Here is a 19,314-nt window from a genome sequence, read left to right as displayed (position 1 = left end):
GTTCGCGTCATCGACAGTTAAATTTTATAAAATATTACATGCAATGAAGTGATGTACGGAGCTTAAGAGCAATGAAATTACCGATTTATCTCGACTACTCAGCGACGACACCTGTTGATGTCCGCGTTGCTGAAAAAATGATGCAGTTCATGACCCAAGATGGCAACTTTGGTAACCCTGCATCACGTTCTCACCGTTTTGGTTGGCAAGCAGAAGAAGCGGTGGATATCGCTCGTAACCAAGTTGCTGAATTGATCGGAGCTGACCCGCGTGAAATTGTTTTCACCTCTGGGGCAACCGAGTCTAACAACCTTGGTATCAAAGGTGCGGCAACGTTTTACCAGAAGAAAGGTAAACATATTATTACGGTGAAAACCGAGCATAAAGCCGTACTGGATACTTGCCGTCAGCTTGAGCGTGAAGGTTTTGAAATTACTTATTTATCACCCCAAGCGAATGGTCTAATCACCTTAGAACAATTTACCGCTGCGTTACGTGATGACACCGTTTTGGCATCCGTTATGCACGTGAATAACGAAATTGGTGTAGTACAAGATATTGCGGGTATCGGCGAGATCTGTCGTGCTAAAGGCGTTATTTTCCACGTCGATGCGACACAAAGTGTAGGTAAATTGCCTATCGACCTTTCGACGTTAAAAGTCGATTTGATGTCTTTCTCAGCCCATAAAATCTATGGTCCGAAAGGGATTGGTGGATTATACGTTCGTCGTAAGCCTCGTATTCGTTTAGAAGCGCAAATCCACGGCGGTGGTCATGAGCGCGGTATGCGTTCAGGTACATTACCTGTTCACCAAATCGTTGGTATGGGTGAAGCTTATCGTATCGCTAAAGAAGAGATGAGTACTGAAATGGCTCGTCTAAGCAAGCTGCGTACTCGCTTGTGGGATGGTTTGAAAGATATGGAAGAAGTCTATCTTAATGGTGATCTAGAAAACGGTGCCCCTAATATTCTTAATGTCAGCTTCAACTATGTTGAGGGTGAATCATTAATTATGGCACTGAAAGATTTAGCGGTATCATCGGGTTCTGCCTGTACTTCTGCAAGCCTAGAGCCATCCTATGTGCTACGTGCGCTGGGAATGAATGATGAACTTGCACACAGCTCAATTCGTTTCTCTTTAGGGCGCTTTACCACTGAAGAGGAAGTCGATTATGCTATCGATTTATGCCACAAGTCTATTGGTCGCTTACGCGACTTATCCCCATTATGGGAGATGTTTAAAGCAGGCGTAGATTTAAATAGTATCGAATGGGCGCACCACTAATTATAGACTTCTGGAGAAAATATCATGGCTTATAGCGAAAAAGTAATCGACCATTATGAAAACCCTCGTAACGTGGGTTCTTTTGATAACACCGACCCAAGTGTTGGAAGCGGAATGGTTGGCGCACCTGCATGTGGTGACGTCATGAAACTGCAAATCAAAGTCAGTGAAAATGGTATTATCGAAGACGCGCGTTTTAAAACCTACGGCTGCGGTTCGGCGATTGCATCAAGCTCGCTTATCACCGAGTGGGTAAAAGGGAAATCCTTAGACGAAGCGCAAAGCATCTCAAATATGCAGATTGCTGAAGAGTTAGAGCTGCCGCCAGTGAAGATTCACTGCTCAATTTTAGCTGAAGATGCCATCAAAGCGGCTATCGACGACTATAAGAGCAAGAAAACGGCTAAGTAAGCGAGGGAGTTATCATGTCAATTTCCCTGAGTGATTCAGCGGCAGCTCGTGTCAGTGCCTTTTTAAGTAACCGCGGACAGGGCGTAGGTCTGCGCCTTGCGGTACGCACCTCAGGGTGTTCAGGCATGGCTTACGTACTCGAGTTTGTCGATGAATTACAGCCTGATGATCTTGTCTTTGAAGATAAGGGCGTTAAGGTGATTGTTGATGGTAAGAGCCTAGTTTATCTGGATGGCACGGAGCTTGATTTCGTGAAAGAAGGATTGAACGAAGGGTTCAAATTCAATAATCCGAATGTCAAAGATGAATGCGGTTGTGGCGAAAGCTTTAACGTATAACTTTGATGTCATACACTGATTTAACTCATCGCCCCAGCTCGCTGGGGCGATGAGTTTGTCTTACGCGAACTGAAAGCTTATGAACTTTTTTACGCTGTTTGATCTGCCAGAAAGCTTTACGCTCGACATCTCGTCTCTTGCCGAGCGGTATCAAGCATTACAACGTCGTTATCACCCGGATAATTTTGCCACTCAACCTGAAGCCGAGCGTTTACAGGCTCTTCACTATGCGGCAAATATCAATCAGGGGTACCAGGCTTTACGCAAGCCATTACCCCGTGCTGAATATATCCTGTCGTTACATGGCTTCGATATCAATAACGAACAACACACTATGCATGATACCGAATTTCTGATGGCGCAACTCACACTACGCGAGACGCTCGAAGAGATTGAGCAGCAAAAAAACAATGAGGCTTTGATAGGCTTTTTACGCGATATCACACAACAGCATAAACAGTTAATGAGCGTCGTGGAGCAGCAGCTTGCTGAGCAACAGTGGCAACAGGCTGCCGATACGGTGCGTAAACTCCGTTTCTTTTCCAAGCTGGCCGATCATGCCGAGGCACTGGAAGAAAAATGGCTCGATTTTTAAGGATATACGATGGCGTTACTGCAAATCAGTGAACCTGGCCTAAGTGCTGTTCCGCACCAACGTCGTTTGGCGGCCGGTATTGACTTGGGGACCACTCACTCTTTGGTCGCAACGGTACGTAGTGGTCAGACAGATACTTTAGTCGACACTCAAGGGCGTGACCTTCTGCCTTCAGTTGTTCGTTATACGGCGGATGATATCATTGTTGGCTGGTCGGCGCGTGAAAATGCAGTCTCTGATCCTGCACATACCTTTAGTTCGGTAAAACGCCTCTTAGGTCGTTCCCTGACCGACGTTCAGCAACGGTACCCGCAACTGCCTTATCATTTTCACGCGAGTGAAAATGGTTTGCCGTTGATGTCTACCCCAGCTGGACAGGTTAACCCTATTTCTGTGTCGTCTGAAATTCTGGCGACCCTCGCGAGGCGTGCGCAAGATACCCTTGGCGGAGAATTGGAAGGCGTTGTAATTACTGTTCCTGCGTATTTTGATGATGCACAACGCCAGGGGACTAAAGATGCGGCGCGTCTGGCCGGATTAAAGGTGCTACGTCTGTTAAATGAACCCACGGCGGCGGCTGTCGCTTATGGTTTAGATTCAGGCCAAGAAGGGGTAATTGCTGTTTACGATCTAGGCGGTGGGACCTTTGATATTTCGATTCTGCGCTTAAGTCGTGGCGTCTTTGAAGTGTTAGCGACGGGCGGTGACTCGGCGTTAGGGGGCGATGATTTCGACCAACTGGTGGCGCACTGGATTCAAGAGCAGGCGGGGATCACCGATCTTTACGATCCTCATTTACTGCGTGAAGTTTTAGATGAAGCGACGCGAGTAAAAATTGCATTGAGTGACGCCGTTGAGACGGCTGTTCAGATCGGTGAATGGCAAGGCATATTGACCCGTGAGCAGTTTGAACAGCTGATTGCGCCATTGATCAAACGTACATTGATGGCATGTCGCCGCACGGTAAAAGATGCAGGCATTGACGAGGACGATATTGTTCAAGTTGTGATGGTCGGCGGTTCAACTCGTGTTCCTGCTGTGCGTGAACGTGTCGGGGAATTTTTTGGTCGTGAACCGTTAACTTCGATTGACCCCGATAAAGTGGTAGCATTGGGAGCGGCTATTCAAGCAGATATTCTGGTGGGCAATAAGCCTGACAATGAAATGCTGTTATTGGATGTCATCCCGCTCTCTCTCGGCCTTGAAACAATGGGCGGATTGGCGGAGAAAGTGATACCACGTAATACCACAATTCCTGTAGCGCGTGCGCAAGAGTTCACGACGTTTAAAGATGGCCAAACGGCGATGAGTATTCACGTGTTACAAGGTGAACGCGAACTGGTCGAGGACTGTCGTTCTCTAGCTCGCTTTGCATTACGTGGTATTCCTGCGATGCCTGCTGGTGGAGCGCATATACGCGTTACTTTCCAAGTCGACGCTGATGGTCTCTTGAGCGTCAGTGCGATGGAGAAATCGACAGGGGTTGAAGCCTCTATTCAAGTGAAGCCCTCTTATGGACTCACTGAAAATGAAATAGCGACGATGCTGACCGATTCGATGACGCATGCTCGAGATGATATCTCTGCGCGTAAACTGGCTGAACAAAAAGTCGATGGTTTGCGTGTGCTCGAAAGTTTAGCGGGCGCATTAGCAGAAGACGCTGCGCTGCTCAGTGACAACGAACAACACGCGATTCATGCTGCACAAAATATTTTGCGTGATGCACTCGCAGGAAATGATGTCGAATCTATCGCTGAAGCAATAAAACAACTTGATCAAGTAACCCAGAATTTCGCCGCGCAACGGATGGATAAATCTATTCGTCAAGCGTTGACCGGACATTCTGTGGATGAGGTTTAATTATGCCAAAAGTAGTGATTTTACCCCACGCCGATTTATTACCGGATGGTGGCGTTTATGATGCAACGCCGGGAGAAACGATTCTCGATGTTGCGCTGAGAAATGGAATTGATGTCGAGCACGCTTGCGAGAAATCCTGCGCCTGTACCACTTGCCACTGTGTGGTACGCGAAGGTTTTGACTCTTTAGCGGAGAGCTCTGAACTTGAAGACGATATGCTCGATAAAGCTTGGGGTTTAGAGCCCGAAAGTCGGTTAAGTTGCCAAGCACGTGTGACGGATGAGGATCTTACTGTTGAGTTCCCTCGCTACACCGTAAACCACGCGCGCGAACACTAATCTATTCCACTACGGGCCAGACTTATCCTCTGGCCCGTTTGCTATGGAGCAAATAAGTATGTCAATAAAATGGACTGATAGCCGCGAGATCGGTGAAGCGCTCTATGACAGCTATCCAGATATCGATCCTAAAACCGTACGATTTACTGATCTGCATGCATGGATCTGTGGATTAGAGGGTTTTGATGATAACCCTGCCGCATCAAACGAAAAGATCTTAGAAGCGATTTTGTTAGTCTGGATTGATGAATACGAATAACTCTAGGAGTCAGTAATGACCACAGTCATGCCGTTATATTTAAGCCAACAACCTGCCACAGAATGTTGGGGCACCCAGGCATTAATGAGCCCTGGTTCCGAAGGAATGATAATTCACCTTAGTGATGGTGAGAAAAATTCCACGATTCAGCGTGCAGCCCGTAAGCTCGATCAACAAGGAATTCGACATGTTGAACTGGCCGGTGAAGGCTGGGATTTGGAAGCCTGTTGGGCGTTCTGGCAGGGATTCCGTTCGCCGAAAGGCCAGCGTAATGTCGTGTGGCCGACCCTTTCTGAGTCGGATCGCGGCGAGCTTGATCATCGTTTAACCATTATTGATTGGGTACGTAACACTATCAATAAACCCGCTGAAGAGTTGGGTCCTCAAGAACTTGCGCGTACAGCTGTCGATCTTCTGAATCAGGTAGCACCTAATGCCGTTAACTATCGAATTCTTAATGGTGAAGAACTGCGTGAACAAGGCTATTTAGGCTTGCACACTGTCGGACGTGCCTCTAGTCGTGCACCGGCATTATTAACACTTGATTACAACCCAAGTGGCGATGAATCAGCCCCTGTTTTTGCCTGTTTAGTCGGCAAAGGAATCACTTTCGATACAGGGGGATATAGCCTCAAACCTAGCACCCCGATGGACTCGATGAAGTCAGATATGGGGGGAGCGGCGACCCTGACGGGTGCGTTGGCACTTGCGATTACGCGTGGGCTAACAAAACGGGTAAAACTGATCCTGTGTTGTGCCGATAACATGGTAAATGGTAATGCGATGCGTCTTGGTGATATTATTCACTATCGTAATGGTAAATCCGTTGAAGTAATGAATACGGATGCCGAAGGTCGATTAGTGTTAGCCGATGGCTTGATTGATGCCAGCGCACAGCAGCCAGAACTGCTCATTGATGCAGCCACGCTCACGGGGGCGGCAAAGACGGCACTCGGTAACGATTACCATGCACTGTTTAGCTTTGATGATATTGCAGCACAGTCTCTACTTCATAGTGCTGATATTGAAGGTGAGAGCTTCTGGCGTTTACCGCTCGCAGAATTCCATCGTCAACATCTTCCTTCTAATTTTGCTGATCTGAACAATATCGCAAGCCCTGCTCATACCGCGGGAGCGAGTAGTGCAGCAGCCTTTTTATCGTGGTTTGTTACCGACTATAAAAAGGGATGGCTGCATATCGACTGTTCGGCGACTTATCGTAAATCGGCCGTCGAACAATGGTCAGCCGGCGCAACAGGTATTGGTGTGCGTACCTTAGCAAATCTCTTATTAAAATAATTTTCGGGCAGGCGCGTAGCCTGCCGATATCGAGAGCCGAATATGTCCGTTGAATTGGAAAAGTTGCTGGAGCAGGCAGCAACTGAACCTGCGTATCGACCTGCTTTTTTTCAGGCGTTACTGGACGCCGATGTTTGGGTATTAGGACGTAGTGTTGACCACACACTGACTGCCGAATCCACCGTTGAATTAACGCATTGGGAGAAAGCGGATGGTGAAAGCATCATTCCTTTCTTTACCTCGGAACAGGTCCTTAGTGAGGTGTGTGAGTCGGGAGAGCCTTGGGTTAAGCTTCCTGTGAAAATACTCTTCGAGCTGACTCGGGGGAATAATCTATTTCTCAATCCTAAATGTCGTACAGGTAAAGAGTTTTCAGCCAGCGAGATTGCGGCCTTACTGGATAATCGCGGTGATGCGCTTTCTGAACAACGCGTGATTGAAGGCGGAGAAACGTTACTGATCTCAGCGATCGATGAACTGCCCGCGCAGCTCGTCAGCTCACTCACTACACTCTTTGCTGGACTTAAGCCGGTACGTCGTGCCTTTCTGGCCGAAATACGTGAAGGGGAGGGGTTAGCGTCCAATTTACTGCTAGGGATTGAAGCCGATGAAAACATTGACGCGATTATTCAGCAAGCAGGTCAAGTGGCTGTCGATACCTTACCGGATGATGCCTTAATCGATCTGTGTGAAATTACAGACCAGCCTACTGGTATCAGTCATTTTTTCACTGCACACATTACTCCGTTCTACGAACGCCGTTGGGGAAGTTTTTTGCGTGATTTTAAAGGCAGCCAGCGGATATTATAGATAATTTGATCCCCCGATAGTGGCAACTATATCGGGGGATTTTTTTCGTAAGCTGTTTGCGAAATTTGTATTAGTCTTATAACCTGACTAACGCTTCATTAATAATTTTTGAAGGCTTCACAAGGTAAAACCCGTAGCGTTTTTTAACTGTTGAGTAAAACGTCTTCCCTATGCGGGAAGACAACCGCCAACGTTATCCCGATGCGTGATGATACAGGCTTATAGATTTTGCCTAGCTCTAATCTGATTTTTAGTTCCGCTTTCCGCACACAGCAAAGCATACATTATCCAAAGTTTAGCAACATAAAAAGTCCACATAACTTTTTGTAAACTAACCATTTTTAGGGGATGAGTAAAAGAGCGATTAAATCTGTTGTAATCTCTCCATTACGGTCGGTATGTAGTCAGCGTCAATAGCCAGATTCTATCGGCTATAAATATGCCTAAGAATATTGCACAAGGTGAGTTGAGCAAGAAACTGGCCATTAAGCGGCGGGGCTTTAGCTATTCTAAGGCCTCACAGGTAAATCATCCCGACTTCCCCATTCTCCCCAAGAGCCATCGTAAAGCCCGACGTCTTGTTGTCCCAATTGATATAAGGCGAGCAGCAACACGACCGCGGTTACACCAGACCCACAGGTTACTACCGCAGGTTGAGTAATATCGACACCCGCGCGTCTGAACTCTGCGCGTAGGTCAGCATTATCTTTCAAACACCCTTGACTGACCAACTGATCCCAAGGAAGGTTCAGACTATTAGGAATATGGCCGCGGCGTAATCCGGGACGGGGCTCATCAACTTCTCCCTTAAAGCGTGCAGTGGCTCGTGCATCGATAATTTGCGTCCCCCCTTCATGGCTAAGCAGTAACATTTTAGTCAGTGGAATGATATCATCGTGGACGATATTTGATTCAAATTGCGTAGGAGCAAGGAAAGTCTCACCGGAGGCTAGCGGAAATTCAGCTTGTTGCCAAGCTCGTAAACCGCCCGCTAATATTGACACATTTTCAACCCCAAAGTGGCGTAACATCCACCATGCGCGTGGTGCCGAAAATAGATTCCCCTCATCATAGACAATAAGATGTTTTTCGTGATCGACGCCTAATTCGCGCATAGCGACAGCAAAGTTTTCGGCACGGGGTAACATATGCGGGTAGGGGGCTTTCGTATCGGAGAGCTTCTCGATATTAAAAAAAACGGCTTGTGGTAAGTGACCTGCTAAATATTCCGCTTCAACGTCTCGCACAAGCTCTTGTCCGGGAGGCAATAAACGTGCATCGAGCACCTGTATTTGCGTATCGTTAAGGTGATCCATCAGCCACTGAGGCGTGACAAAAATTTCCGTCGTCATAGTCTGTTCACTCCGAAAAACGTCAAGACAGACAGAGTGACAAAGGCGAATCGATTTGTCACGGAGACTTTTAAGTCTCTAGGGTGTAAAGCGCTATCTGTTCTCATTACCGATACCATAGCGCTAATAATCGGTACAAAATGATAAAAAATAAAGGATTAACCTAGGCAACGAGGCTTTTGCCACCTATAATCGGCGCCGTTTCTCACTATCGTCGCCCTGCCAAAGTGGCAGAATGGCGATAGCGTATTTTGCAAGCTCAGACTGAGGTCACTATGACAATCGAACGTACTTTTTCAATCATCAAGCCAAACGCCGTTGCTAAAAATGTAATTGGTGCTATCTATAACCGTTTTGAAAGCGCAGGCTTCAAAATCGTGGGCGCTAAAATGCTGCAACTGACTAAAGAGCAAGCAGAAGGCTTCTACGCTGAGCACAAAGGCCGTCCATTTTTTGATGGTTTGGTCGAGTTTATGACTTCTGGTCCTGTTGTTGTATCAGTATTAGAAGGCGAAAACGCTATTCAACGTCACCGTGATCTGATGGGTGCGACTAACCCAGATAACGCATTAGCGGGAACACTGCGTGCGGATTACGCGGACAGCTTCACTGAAAACGCAACTCACGGTTCTGACTCTGCTGAGTCTGCGGCCCGTGAAATCGCGTACTTCTTCTCTGCTGAAGAAGTGTGCCCACGTACACGTTAATTTTTTAACCTGTCGCACACAGTACATTCGCATCTGTTAGAAGATGATGTACAATACGCACCCCTTTGCTTCGCGCAGGGGGTGCGTTTTTTTAACTATTAAATTCCTTTTACGAGCCATAACGTGTAACAACGAGGCCAGAGATTACTATGTCAGACTCTATCACCACCCCAGAAATTTTCGCGCCAAACTCTTCGTCTACTAAAGCAACAAAAATTAATTTGCTCGATCTCAACCGTACGGAAATGCGTAAGTTTGTTGCCTCATTAGGTGAAAAACCGTTTCGCGCTGACCAAATTATGAAGTGGATTTACCACTACTGTTGTGACGATTTTGAGCAGATGACGGATATTAATAAGAAATTTCGTCAAAAACTCAGTGATATGGCCGAGATCCGTGCGCCTGAAGTCGCCGAAGAGATGCGTTCATCAGACGGTACAATTAAGTGGGCGATACGAGTTGGCGACCAATTGGTTGAAACGGTTTACATTCCAGAGAAAGACCGTGCCACGCTATGTGTTTCTTCACAAGTAGGCTGTGCGTTAGAGTGTAAATTCTGCTCAACTGCCCAACAGGGATTTAACCGTAACCTGAAAGTTTCAGAAATTATTGGCCAAGTTTGGCGCGCTGCCAAAATTATTGGTGCAGCTAAAGTCACTGGGCAACGCCCCATCACTAATGTTGTGATGATGGGTATGGGTGAGCCGCTATTAAATTTGACCAACGTCGTGCCTGCGATGGAAATCATGCTGGATGATTTTGGTTTTGGTTTATCCAAGCGTCGTGTCACTTTATCTACATCAGGCGTTGTTCCGGCGTTAGATAAGTTAGGCGATGTGATTGATGTAGCATTGGCCATCTCACTGCATGCCTCGAATGACAAAGTCCGTGACGAAATTGTACCGATTAATAAGAAGTACAATATTGAAGCCTTTTTAGCGGCAGTGAAACGTTACATTGGTAAATCTAATGCTAACCAAGGCCGTGTCACCATTGAGTATGTGATGTTGGATCATATCAATGACAGCACTGACGATGCCCATGAATTGGCTGAATTACTGAAGGACACCCCTTGTAAAATTAACTTAATTCCTTGGAATCCCTTCCCCGGTGCACCTTATGGGCGAAGTTCTAATAGTCGCATCGACCGTTTTTCAAAAGTGCTGATGGAATATGGTTTTACCACCATCGTGCGTAAAACGCGGGGAGACGATATTGATGCGGCTTGTGGTCAATTGGCGGGTGATGTCATTGACCGGACTAAACGGACGTTACGAAAAAAAATGGCGGGTGAACAAATTTCTGTGAAAGCCATCTAGACCTTAGTCAAAAATCCAGACACTGCTTCTTCGGTTCTGCCATCCTCTGTAAAATTATCAGGGATTATCAGGAGAAGCGAGTGAATAGATGGGGAGTAATAGTGCTGATTGGGCTACTCGTCGGTTGCTACAACCAGCCTCAGGTTGACCAGCGTTTTGCTTTACGAGTGTATCTTGGTGAACAATATCTTCAACTTAAGCAGTTCGCCAATGCAGCACGTAATTTTCGCAAAGCAACAGAACAACAACCGAAGAATGTACAAGGATGGTGGGGGTTGGCACGCGTTGCCGAACAGCAAGGTGATACGGCTTCGGCGCTCTCCTATTACCAACGTGCTTTTCAGATAGCTCCAGAAAATCCTGAGCTAGGTGATAATTACGGTGCTTTTCTTTGTACTTTAGGGCAGTATGATGAAGCGCAACGCTTACTTAAACGTGATGTAAAAACAAGAGGTAAAGAAAACAGCGGACAAGAAAATACGCCTTGGCTCTACTGTTTTTCTAATGAAGAAAGTGTATCTACTCAATGAATTATGGACTGGGTTCCATAAGTATAGCGTGACTGTTTGATCGGAACGATGTAGATCAAATGCGCCAAAATGAGCAGTGATATTCGGCAAAACGCACTATCTTTATACTCAGGTCGATGAACTGATATAGTTTGAACAATGATTTTATCGCCGCGCAACGAAGTATTTGGACATTAATGTCTAAGACTGATAGCTGTTAGCGCGAACTTTTCACCCTCGATACAGTACTAACGTTATATTGCGAATGAATACTGAAGCCAATCAAGAAACTATCCGTATATCTGCGGGTGAGCGCTTACGTCATGCACGTGAAGCAAAAGGAATGACACAGCAAAATGTTGCCGATAGGCTTTGCCTGAAGCTTTCTACGGTGCGAGATATTGAAGATGATAAAGCACCTGCAGAGCTTGCTGCGACATTCCTACGCGGTTATATCCGTTCGTATGCTCGTCTCGTTCAGATCCCTGAAGGTGAACTGCTGCCTGCAATCACTCAGCAAGCACCAATACGTCCGGCAAAAATTACGCCGATGCAAAGTTACTCCATTAGTAGCCGTCGTAGTAGAAAAAAACGAGACGGTTTGCTCGCGACCTTTACATGGTTAATTATCTTTGTTGTTGTTGGATTAACCGTTGCATGGTGGTGGCAGAATCATAAAGCTGCGCAAAGTGAACTAACAAATAGTGTTACTCTGCAAGATAACGAAAATAGTGGCAATGGGCAGTCTATCCCACTGTCGACGGATCCGTCTTCTCAACAAGCGGCAGAAAGTGATACTCAACCTACTGCTAATGAGACGGCGCCTGAACCGACACAAGGGAGTCAGCCTGCTGCTGCTCCATCATCAACGGTATCGACTGCTAACAATCCTCCTGCAGCACAGGTAGTTATGCCTGCTGCACCCGCTGCGCCCGCGTCTACAACGATGAACACGCCTGCGGTTTCAACTTCATTACCGGCGGCTCAAGCCTCAGTCAATACAGCGGCTGCCCCATCACCATCAAATACAGATGCATTAATGATGCATTTTACAAGCGATTGTTGGCTAGAGGTGAGTGATGCGAGTGGTAAAAAACTGTTCAGTGGCTTACAACATAGCGGTGCATCACTCAATCTAACCGGTAAACTTCCTTACCATTTGAAAATCGGCGCACCAGCATCCGTCACGATTCAGTTCCGCGGTCAGCCAGTGGATCTCAGCCGTTTTGTTCATCGTAATCAGGTAGCACGTCTGAATGTTGGCGCTTAATGCGTCAATATTGAGACTAGTGGAGAAAAGCTATGCATAACGAGGCTCCCATTAATCGTCGTAAATCGACACGTATTTACGTCGGTAAGGTGCCAATCGGCGATGGAGCTCCCATCGCTGTACAATCAATGACGAACACCCGTACTACAGATGTTGAAGCTACGGTTAATCAGATTAAGGCATTAGAACGTGTCGGCGCAGATATTGTAAGGGTTTCAGTCCCCACCATGGATGCGGCAGAAGCCTTTAAGCTTATCAAGCAACAAGTTAATGTGCCGCTGGTTGCTGATATTCACTTTGATTATCGTATTGCACTAAAAGTCGCTGAATATGGCGTTGACTGTTTACGTATTAATCCCGGAAATATTGGTAATAACGAACGTATTCGCCAAGTCGTCGATTGTGCCCGGCATTACAATATTCCCATTCGTATCGGTGTTAATGCGGGATCCTTGGAAAAGGATCTACAAGAAAAATACGGTGAGCCGACTCCGCAAGCCTTAGTTGAATCAGCGTTGCGTCATGTTGAACACTTAGACCGTCTGAACTTCGACCAATTCAAAGTCAGTGTAAAAGCGTCTGATGTTTTCTTGGCCGTTGAGTCTTATCGTTTGCTGGCTCAGCAAATTAAACAACCGCTACACCTCGGGATTACTGAAGCGGGCGGTGCACGGGCTGGAGCTGTGAAATCCGCGATTGGTTTAGGACTTTTATTATCTGAAGGTATTGGGGATACGTTGCGCGTCTCCTTGGCGGCTGATCCTATTGAAGAGATTAAAGTCGGCTTTGATATTTTAAAATCTCTACGTATCCGTTCGCGCGGTATCAACTTTATTGCATGTCCAACCTGCTCGCGCCAAGAGTTCGATGTTATTGGTACGGTCAATGCCCTTGAACAACGTCTTGAAGACATTATTACACCAATGGATGTTTCAATTATTGGTTGTGTGGTGAATGGGCCTGGTGAAGCGACGGTCTCGACACTCGGGGTCACTGGCGGTAATAAAAAAAGTGGCTTTTATGAGGATGGTGTTCGTCAACGCGATCGTTTAGATAACGACGATATGATAGACCAACTGGAAGCCCGCATTCGTGCTAAAGCCTCAATGCTTGATGAAAATGCACGAATAGCAATTCAGCATCTAGATACTTAATTTTCCAACAGGGCAGTGATACCCTGTTTTTTAGCATTTGATATAAAGAGATTGTAACGTGGCGAAAAATATTCAAGCGATCCGGGGAATGAACGACTACTTGCCGGCGGATACTGCAGTATGGCAACGCATCGAACAGTGTCTACAACAAGTCTTGGCAGGTTACGGCTTTAGTGAAATTCGTCTGCCTATCGTTGAACAGACGCCATTGTTTAAACGTGCCATTGGTGAAGTCACCGATGTGGTTGAAAAAGAGATGTATACCTTTGACGACCGAAATGGTGAGAGCTTAACTTTACGCCCCGAAGGCACTGCAGGATGTGTCCGTGCAGGGATCGAACATGGCCTGCTCTATAATCAAGAACAACGTCTTTGGTACATGGGGCCGATGTTTCGTTATGAGCGTCCACAAAAAGGACGCTATCGCCAATTCTATCAATTAGGTGCTGAAGTCTTTGGCTTAACCGGCCCGGATATCGACGCCGAACTGATTATGATGACCGCCCGTTGGTGGAAGGTTTTAGGGATTGCTGAGCATGTGGAACTGGAACTGAACTCTATCGGTTCGCTTGATGCGCGTGCGGCGTACCGCGAGGCCTTAGTTGCTTTCCTTGAGCAGCATAAAGAAGTATTAGACGAGGATTGCTTGCGTCGTATGTATAGCAATCCCCTACGCGTATTGGATAGTAAAAATCCAGAAGTACAAACGTTATTAAATGATGCACCTAAATTGCATGATTACCTCGATCAAGACTCCCGCGAACATTTCGATGGGGTGTGTCAGTTGCTGGATGATGCGGGAATTGCCTATCGCGTTAATCAACGGCTTGTGCGCGGTTTAGATTACTATAACCGTACCGTCTTTGAGTGGGTAACCCGTAGTTTAGGTGCACAAGGAACGGTCTGTGCGGGTGGCCGCTATGATGGTTTGGTTGAACAACTTGGTGGTCGTCCGACACCGGCTGTTGGCTTTGCTATGGGACTAGAGCGTCTAGTCTTGTTAGTCCAATCTGTTGTGGCAGATTTTGAACCAGTCAATAAAGTCGATGTCTACGTCATAGCATCAGGACAAGGTGTCCAATCAGCAGCAATGCAACTGGCAGAAAACTTGCGTGATCAAGCGCCTACCTTGAAAATTATGACCAATTTCGGTGGGGGCAATTTTAAAAAGCAATTTGCCCGTGCTGATAAAAATGGTGCTAAAGTTGCGCTCGTTCTGGGTGAAGATGAAGTGAGTAACGGACAAGTCGTCATTAAAGACCTCGCCCGTGGCGAACAGAAACTCGTCAGTACCGAGGATGTACTGGCAGAATTACAGGCGGCGCTTCTTGCAGAATAAAGCATGCGTAGCGGGTAGAGAGTGATACAGGAGTAAGTTCGGTGGAAGTTTACAGCAACGACAATCAACGCGATCAGACAGAAGTCGTCAAACAGTTCTTTGCAAATAATGGAAAAGCCCTTGCGATCGGTGCAGTTATTGGTGTTGCCGCACTGGTAGGCTGGCGTTTTTGGGTGAATCATCAACAAAATGATGCTCAGGCTTCATCAGAACGTTACCAGCAACTTACGACGATGCTTAAGGCCGATAATCCAGCGTCGATCCAAGCTTTAGCCAGTTTTGTTGAGCAAGATAAGAACAGTTATGGTGCTTTGGCGTCTCTAACGTTAGCCAAAACCTTTGTTGACAAGAACGACTTACCTAATGCTGAAAAACAGTTAGTTCTAGGTCTTCAAGACTCTTCAGATCAGAACCTGCAAGCAGTAATTCGTTTACGTCTGGCTCGTATTCAGTCGGAGTTGAAAACCCCCGATGAAGCACTGAAAACCTTAGATGCCGTGAAAGGAGATAACTGGACCGGTATTGCAGCAGATATTCGTGGAGATATTCTGTTAAGTAAAGGTGATAAGCAAGGGGCAGCGGCTGCCTGGCGTGAAGGGATTAAATCAGAGGTATCGCCTGCGTTAAAGCAGATGATGCAAACTAAATTGAACAATTTTAGCTAAGCCAGTGAGAGAGCGCATGGAATTACGTAAATACCTGCTGCCGGCATTAATTTCGGCCACCCTGTTAAGTGGTTGTTCGCTGTTCAGTGGTGAAGAGGATGTTGTGAAAATGGCACCTCTACCAATCGTACACAATCAGTTTACACCGTCTACTGCATGGAGCACTTCAGTGGGGGATGGCGTAGGTAACTTCTACTCCAATTTACATCCAACTTGGCAAGATGGCGTTGTCTATGCTGCCGATCGTCATGGCGTTGTTAAAGCGTTGGATGCCGCAAGTGGCAAAGAGAAGTGGCAGATTGACCTTTCTGAAAAGCAGGGATTCTTCTCCAGTAATCTTTCAGCGTTATTATCAGGGGGCATCACGGTTGATGGCGCAACCTTATATATTGGCAGTGAGCGTGGGGTAGTCTATGCACTCAATGCCGCAGACGGTAAAACGTTATGGAAAACCCAAGTTACCGGCGAAGCCATATCTCGTCCTGTGGTCAGTGATGGCTTAGTATTAATCCACCAAAGCAATGGTATTCTCCAAGCGCTGGATCAGCAATCTGGTGTGATCAAATGGTCGGTTAACCTTGATGTTCCTTCACTGTCACTACGTGGAGAGTCGGCACCTGCTGTGGCTTACGGTGGCGCCATCGTCGGTGGTGATAATGGTCGGGTCAGCGCGGTAATTTTGAATCAAGGGCAAATTATTTGGCAACAACGTATCTCTCAACCGAGTGGTGCGACCGAAATTGATCGTCTTAGTGATGTCGATACCACGCCAATTATTGCTAATAACGTCGTTTATGCGATTGCTTACAACGGTAGTTTAACGGCGATGGACTTGCGTTCTGGGCAAATCATCTGGAAGCGAGATATCGGTGGTGTTAAAAATATTATTGTCGATGGCAGTAACATTTATTTAGTCGATCAAGACGACCGTGTAATTGCTTTGAATACTGATGGCGGCGTAGCAATTTGGCGTCAAAGCGAATTATTGCATCGTAACCTGACCTCACCTGTGCTGTTTAACGGTTACTTAGTGGTGGGTGATGGAGAAGGTTATCTGCACTGGATTAATACTGCGGATGGTCGCTTCGTTGCACAACAAAAAGTGGATAAGTCAGGATTCCAAACCGACCCCGTTGCAGCGGGTGACCATTTGCTGATTCAAGCGAAAGGTGGCGAGGTTTACTCTATCTCGCGTTAAACATCCTCAGTAATTTCGCTTAGGTGTGTTATATTGCACGGCTCCTGTTATACGGGAGCCGTTTATTTTTTATGGTAAGCCACTTTTATTTGACTAAGAGTGATTGCGAATAAAAGTTGGGTTAGCAGATTTATTTTGTCATGAGGCTTTATTATGGTACCTGTGGTCGCGCTTGTTGGGCGCCCGAATGTTGGAAAGTCAACATTATTCAATCGGTTAACTCGCACACGTGATGCGCTGGTTGCGGACTTCCCTGGTCTGACGCGCGATCGCAAGTATGGGAAAGCCGAAATAGAAGGTCGTGAATTCATCTGTATCGATACGGGTGGGATTGATGGCACCGAAGAAGGCGTTGAAACGCGCATGGCGGCACAGTCGCTGTTAGCGATCGAAGAAGCCGATGTCGTGTTATTTATGGTTGATGCACGTGCCGGGGTAATGCCGGCAGATGAGCAAATTGCACAACATTTACGTTCACGTGAAAAAGCAACCTTCTTAGTTGCAAATAAAACCGATGGCCTCGATGCCGACGCGGCGATCAGCGATTTCTGGTCGTTAGGCATGGGTGAGATCCACGCTATTGCAGCCTCTCACGGTCGTGGCGTCAGTTCATTGTTGGAAACAGCACTGTTTCCGTGGATGGATAAAAAAGAAGAACAAGCTCCGCTTACGGAAGAAGAAGAGAACGCGGCTTATTGGGCGGATCTTGAAGCTGAAGAGCTTGAAAGACTTGAAGAAGAAGAAGAGTTTGACCCGACGACGTTACCTATCAAATTGGCTATCGTCGGACGTCCTAACGTCGGAAAATCAACACTGACCAACCGTATCTTAGGCGAAGACCGCGTCGTCGTGTATGACATGCCTGGTACCACGCGTGACAGTATCTATATTCCGATGGAACGTGATGAGCGTGAATACGTACTGATCGATACTGCGGGTGTCCGTAAGCGCGGAAAAATTCATGATGCGGTAGAGAAATTCTCGGTCATTAAAACGCTGCAGGCTATTGAAGACGCTAACGTTGTCATGTTGGTGATCGATGCGCGCGAAGGAATTTCTGATCAAGACTTGTCGTTGCTTGGTTTTATCCTTAACAGTGGTCGCTCTTTAGTGATCGTTGTGAATAAATGGGATGGTCTGTCACAAGAAGTGAGAGACGAAATTAAAGAAGCGTTAGATTATCGTTTAGGCTTTATCGACTTTGCGCGTGTGCACTTTATTTCTGCGTTACACGGTAGCGGTGTGGGTAACCTGTTTGAATCAATTACCGAAGCCTATGATAGCTCAACGAAGCGTGTCAATACTGCAATGTTGACGCGTATTATGCATATGGCGCAGGATGATCACCAGCCGCCATTAGTGCGTGGTCGTCGCGTGAAGCTGAAATTTGCTCACGCCGGAGGGTATAACCCGCCGATCGTGGTGATCCACGGTAATCAGGTTAAAGACCTGCCTGATTCCTATAAGCGTTATTTGATGAACTACTACCGTCGAACGCTAAACGTGATGGGAACGCCGATCCGTATCCAGTTTAAAGAGGGCGAGAACCCGTTTGCTGGCAAGCGTAACCTGCTTACTCCGACGCAGCAGCGTAAACGTAAGCGTTTAATGGCGCATATGAAGAAGAATAAGCGCTAATTAATACGGCGGTTTATTTATAAGGCCAGTCAGTGAACACTGATTGGCCTTTTTGTTTTATCCATTTGTATCGTGGTGTAGGCTCATAAGCCGGTTGTAGTGGTCAACAAAAACTGGCCACGGCTTTAGAGTTTTTCCAAAACAATCTTTCTGATTCATTCGGCGTCAAACCACCATTATATTGGCGAGGTCTGAGCTGGCTATAAACTCATGCTAATTTTAATAATTCTAGGATTGATAATATTCTTTTTTTCTATGTTAAATGCTCGAAATTTAGAAAAATTTCTAACGAAATTACAAAGGAAGTTGGAAAGGGGATTATGGGTAGCATTCAGCAGCAAGTAGAACAAAAAGGAAAGAATCGTAGGTGATACGTTTGATTCAAAAGTTACGACATTATGGTAAATCCATTATCAATCATAAAGCCAACTTCCAGCTCTAGCTGACTCAGCAAACATGCGGACAGTGAGTGATTTCGACACTTGCTTTATTGGTTTTTCTGTAAACCATTTACGGAAAAACCATTCCAATTTACATGGATAGTATTTATCCATGTTAAGGGCAGAAATATCTACATTGAATACTTCATCATATTTCTCTATAGCATCACCTAATTCATCGTATTCAGTATAGCTTTGCAAGGGTGTGTCTAACTGAAGGTGTATAGGATCCATCGCTATGGTGGTCATTAGAGATAATTCTTTGCGAAAAAAGTCTAATACATCTTGATCAGTTACCATATTTTGTCGTCCCCTCAAGCTATCTTGTTATAACGAGTGGTTGCCTTAAAAAATATAGTAGCAACATCATTAGCTAGTAGAACCCATCCAAGTACTGGGATTGTTCTTCCTACAAATTTACCAAGGTTATTTACCATCATGGGTTTCAAGGGTAATCCCCCCATTTTTAACGGAGGCGATAAGTAGAATCAGTTAATACGTTGAATATGCTGCATTGGTGTGAAGCC

The 19,314-nt window shown here is 46.2% G+C and carries 20 protein-coding genes and 1 pseudogene; 18 read left to right on the top strand and 3 right to left on the bottom strand.

What is annotated here, in order from left to right; genetic code table 11:
• Window positions 1–71: 71 nt before the first annotated feature.
• The 9 genes from HGT73_RS12290 to sseB all read left to right on the top strand — a co-directional run bounded on the left by HGT73_RS12290 (window position 72) and on the right by sseB (window position 7,196).
• Window positions 72–1,286: an IscS subfamily cysteine desulfurase gene (locus HGT73_RS12290; RefSeq protein ID WP_214215453.1), complete on the top strand. Its 1,215-nt coding sequence runs from the start codon at window positions 72–74 to the stop codon at window positions 1,284–1,286.
• A 24-nt stretch (window positions 1,287–1,310) separates the two neighbouring features.
• Window positions 1,311–1,697 carry a Fe-S cluster assembly scaffold IscU gene (iscU, locus tag HGT73_RS12285; protein WP_214215452.1) on the top strand — a complete coding sequence of 129 codons (387 nt, stop codon included), beginning with the start codon at window positions 1,311–1,313 and terminating at the stop codon, window positions 1,695–1,697.
• A gap of 14 nt (window positions 1,698–1,711) precedes the next feature.
• Entirely contained in the window at window positions 1,712–2,035 is a 324-nt protein-coding gene (gene iscA / locus HGT73_RS12280; protein WP_214215451.1) for an iron-sulfur cluster assembly protein IscA, read from the top strand.
• 79 nt (window positions 2,036–2,114) lie between these two features.
• Window positions 2,115–2,630 (top strand): co-chaperone HscB, encoded by a 516-nt coding sequence (hscB, locus tag HGT73_RS12275; protein ID WP_214215449.1) that lies wholly within the window; start codon window positions 2,115–2,117, stop codon window positions 2,628–2,630.
• 9 nt (window positions 2,631–2,639) lie between these two features.
• Window positions 2,640–4,490 (top strand): Fe-S protein assembly chaperone HscA, encoded by a 1,851-nt coding sequence (gene hscA, locus HGT73_RS12270; RefSeq protein ID WP_214215445.1) that lies wholly within the window; start codon window positions 2,640–2,642, stop codon window positions 4,488–4,490.
• A 2-nt stretch (window positions 4,491–4,492) separates the two neighbouring features.
• Window positions 4,493–4,828: an ISC system 2Fe-2S type ferredoxin gene (fdx, locus tag HGT73_RS12265; protein WP_214215443.1), complete on the top strand. Its 336-nt coding sequence runs from the start codon at window positions 4,493–4,495 to the stop codon at window positions 4,826–4,828.
• A 58-nt stretch (window positions 4,829–4,886) separates the two neighbouring features.
• Entirely contained in the window at window positions 4,887–5,087 is a 201-nt protein-coding gene (gene iscX / locus HGT73_RS12260) for a Fe-S cluster assembly protein IscX (protein WP_214215441.1), read from the top strand.
• 15 nt (window positions 5,088–5,102) lie between these two features.
• Window positions 5,103–6,386, top strand: coding sequence for an aminopeptidase PepB (gene pepB, locus HGT73_RS12255; RefSeq protein ID WP_214215439.1), 1,284 nt, complete (start codon window positions 5,103–5,105; stop codon window positions 6,384–6,386).
• 42 nt (window positions 6,387–6,428) lie between these two features.
• Window positions 6,429–7,196 carry an enhanced serine sensitivity protein SseB gene (gene sseB / locus HGT73_RS12250; RefSeq protein ID WP_214215432.1) on the top strand — a complete coding sequence of 256 codons (768 nt, stop codon included), beginning with the start codon at window positions 6,429–6,431 and terminating at the stop codon, window positions 7,194–7,196.
• A 509-nt stretch (window positions 7,197–7,705) separates the two neighbouring features.
• Here sseB and sseA read toward each other — a convergent pair.
• Window positions 7,706–8,548, bottom strand: coding sequence for a 3-mercaptopyruvate sulfurtransferase (gene sseA / locus HGT73_RS12245; protein ID WP_214215430.1), 843 nt, complete (start codon window positions 8,546–8,548; stop codon window positions 7,706–7,708).
• Window positions 8,549–8,823: 275 nt separating this feature from the next.
• Here sseA and ndk point away from each other — a divergent pair, with 275 nt between their 5' ends.
• The 9 genes from ndk to der all read left to right on the top strand — a co-directional run bounded on the left by ndk (window position 8,824) and on the right by der (window position 18,347).
• Entirely contained in the window at window positions 8,824–9,255 is a 432-nt protein-coding gene (gene ndk / locus HGT73_RS12240; RefSeq protein WP_214215428.1) for a nucleoside-diphosphate kinase, read from the top strand.
• A 149-nt stretch (window positions 9,256–9,404) separates the two neighbouring features.
• Complete coding sequence (locus tag HGT73_RS12235; RefSeq protein WP_214215426.1) at window positions 9,405–10,574, top strand: bifunctional tRNA (adenosine(37)-C2)-methyltransferase TrmG/ribosomal RNA large subunit methyltransferase RlmN; 1,170 nt, start codon at window positions 9,405–9,407, stop codon at window positions 10,572–10,574.
• Window positions 10,575–10,654: 80 nt separating this feature from the next.
• Window positions 10,655–11,104 (top strand): tetratricopeptide repeat protein, encoded by a 450-nt coding sequence (locus HGT73_RS12230; protein WP_214215424.1) that lies wholly within the window; start codon window positions 10,655–10,657, stop codon window positions 11,102–11,104.
• Between the two features lie 244 nt (window positions 11,105–11,348).
• Window positions 11,349–12,353 carry a cytoskeleton protein RodZ gene (gene rodZ / locus HGT73_RS12225; RefSeq protein WP_214215422.1) on the top strand — a complete coding sequence of 335 codons (1,005 nt, stop codon included), beginning with the start codon at window positions 11,349–11,351 and terminating at the stop codon, window positions 12,351–12,353.
• Window positions 12,354–12,385: 32 nt separating this feature from the next.
• Complete coding sequence (gene ispG, locus HGT73_RS12220) at window positions 12,386–13,507, top strand: flavodoxin-dependent (E)-4-hydroxy-3-methylbut-2-enyl-diphosphate synthase (protein WP_214215420.1); 1,122 nt, start codon at window positions 12,386–12,388, stop codon at window positions 13,505–13,507.
• Between the two features lie 58 nt (window positions 13,508–13,565).
• On the top strand, window positions 13,566–14,846 hold the full coding sequence (gene hisS, locus HGT73_RS12215; RefSeq protein WP_214215419.1) for a histidine--tRNA ligase: 1,281 nt from the start codon (window positions 13,566–13,568) through the stop codon (window positions 14,844–14,846).
• Between the two features lie 41 nt (window positions 14,847–14,887).
• Entirely contained in the window at window positions 14,888–15,511 is a 624-nt protein-coding gene (locus tag HGT73_RS12210; protein ID WP_214215418.1) for a YfgM family protein, read from the top strand.
• 16 nt (window positions 15,512–15,527) lie between these two features.
• Complete coding sequence (gene bamB, locus HGT73_RS12205) at window positions 15,528–16,709, top strand: outer membrane protein assembly factor BamB (RefSeq protein WP_214215417.1); 1,182 nt, start codon at window positions 15,528–15,530, stop codon at window positions 16,707–16,709.
• Window positions 16,710–16,862: 153 nt separating this feature from the next.
• Window positions 16,863–18,347, top strand: a complete 1,485-nt coding sequence (gene der / locus HGT73_RS12200) for a ribosome biogenesis GTPase Der (protein WP_214215416.1) — start codon at window positions 16,863–16,865, stop codon at window positions 18,345–18,347.
• A 413-nt stretch (window positions 18,348–18,760) separates the two neighbouring features.
• Here der and HGT73_RS12195 read toward each other — a convergent pair whose 3' ends face one another.
• Window positions 18,761–19,087, bottom strand: coding sequence for a DUF1493 family protein (locus HGT73_RS12195; protein ID WP_214215415.1), 327 nt, complete (start codon window positions 19,085–19,087; stop codon window positions 18,761–18,763).
• A gap of 14 nt (window positions 19,088–19,101) precedes the next feature.
• Window positions 19,102–19,236, bottom strand: a pseudogene (locus tag HGT73_RS15090) (STM2901 family protein); the annotation flags it as partial.
• Window positions 19,237–19,314: the final 78 nt, after the last annotated feature.

Origin of the sequence: Rosenbergiella australiborealis (assembly GCF_018494035.1) — a bacterium.
GTDB classification, from domain to species: domain Bacteria; phylum Pseudomonadota; class Gammaproteobacteria; order Enterobacterales; family Enterobacteriaceae; genus Rosenbergiella; species Rosenbergiella australiborealis.
The sequence above is the reverse complement of the archived record's forward strand: the minus strand, read 5'-3'. Positions and strand labels throughout refer to the sequence as shown.

What these genes read in the sequence shown, in the direction of transcription:
- HGT73_RS12290 (WP_214215453.1), top strand. Translation starts at nt 72, where the DNA reads ATGAAATTACCGATTTATCTCGACTACTCAGCGACGACACCTGTTGAT.
- iscU (WP_214215452.1), top strand. Translation starts at nt 1,311, where the DNA reads ATGGCTTATAGCGAAAAAGTAATCGACCATTATGAAAACCCTCGTAAC.
- iscA (WP_214215451.1), top strand. Translation starts at nt 1,712, where the DNA reads ATGTCAATTTCCCTGAGTGATTCAGCGGCAGCTCGTGTCAGTGCCTTT.
- hscB (WP_214215449.1), top strand. Translation starts at nt 2,115, where the DNA reads ATGAACTTTTTTACGCTGTTTGATCTGCCAGAAAGCTTTACGCTCGAC.
- hscA (WP_214215445.1), top strand. Translation starts at nt 2,640, where the DNA reads ATGGCGTTACTGCAAATCAGTGAACCTGGCCTAAGTGCTGTTCCGCAC.
- fdx (WP_214215443.1), top strand. Translation starts at nt 4,493, where the DNA reads ATGCCAAAAGTAGTGATTTTACCCCACGCCGATTTATTACCGGATGGT.
- iscX (WP_214215441.1), top strand. Translation starts at nt 4,887, where the DNA reads ATGTCAATAAAATGGACTGATAGCCGCGAGATCGGTGAAGCGCTCTAT.
- pepB (WP_214215439.1), top strand. Translation starts at nt 5,103, where the DNA reads ATGACCACAGTCATGCCGTTATATTTAAGCCAACAACCTGCCACAGAA.
- sseB (WP_214215432.1), top strand. Translation starts at nt 6,429, where the DNA reads ATGTCCGTTGAATTGGAAAAGTTGCTGGAGCAGGCAGCAACTGAACCT.
- sseA (WP_214215430.1), bottom strand. Translation starts at nt 8,548, where the DNA reads ATGACGACGGAAATTTTTGTCACGCCTCAGTGGCTGATGGATCACCTT.
- ndk (WP_214215428.1), top strand. Translation starts at nt 8,824, where the DNA reads ATGACAATCGAACGTACTTTTTCAATCATCAAGCCAAACGCCGTTGCT.
- HGT73_RS12235 (WP_214215426.1), top strand. Translation starts at nt 9,405, where the DNA reads ATGTCAGACTCTATCACCACCCCAGAAATTTTCGCGCCAAACTCTTCG.
- rodZ (WP_214215422.1), top strand. Translation starts at nt 11,349, where the DNA reads ATGAATACTGAAGCCAATCAAGAAACTATCCGTATATCTGCGGGTGAG.
- ispG (WP_214215420.1), top strand. Translation starts at nt 12,386, where the DNA reads ATGCATAACGAGGCTCCCATTAATCGTCGTAAATCGACACGTATTTAC.
- bamB (WP_214215417.1), top strand. Translation starts at nt 15,528, where the DNA reads ATGGAATTACGTAAATACCTGCTGCCGGCATTAATTTCGGCCACCCTG.
- der (WP_214215416.1), top strand. Translation starts at nt 16,863, where the DNA reads ATGGTACCTGTGGTCGCGCTTGTTGGGCGCCCGAATGTTGGAAAGTCA.
- HGT73_RS12195 (WP_214215415.1), bottom strand. Translation starts at nt 19,087, where the DNA reads ATGGTAACTGATCAAGATGTATTAGACTTTTTTCGCAAAGAATTATCT.